Source organism: Pelorhabdus rhamnosifermentans, from assembly GCF_018835585.1.
GTDB lineage: Bacteria > Bacillota > Negativicutes > UMGS1260 > UMGS1260 > Pelorhabdus > Pelorhabdus rhamnosifermentans.
Map to the genome: position 1 here is coordinate 1 of NZ_JAHGVE010000175.1, position 241 is coordinate 241.

The following is a 241-nucleotide window of genomic DNA, read 5'->3' on the forward strand; positions in this document are numbered from 1 at the left end:
GCTGGAAGCAAAGGAAGCTCAGAGGATGTAATGACCTTAAAGTGGCGATTGTAAAAGGAGAAGACTCCACCAGCATCAACAGAACGAGTCAGTTTAACACATAGAATAGCATCAATATTCAAAGACGTTGATAAGGGCCTAAAAGCAGACTCTACCGATTCAGATTGAACAGAAAAGTGATCATTAAACAAAGAAATGTATTTTGCTAGGAAAGCATTAGCTTGATCCACGGTTGAAATGT

At 39.0% G+C, this 241-nt stretch carries 1 pseudogene; it reads right to left on the reverse strand.

The annotated features are described in order from the left end of the window. Nucleotides 1-241: pseudogene (locus Ga0466249_RS26250) on the reverse strand (ISNCY family transposase); the annotation flags it as partial.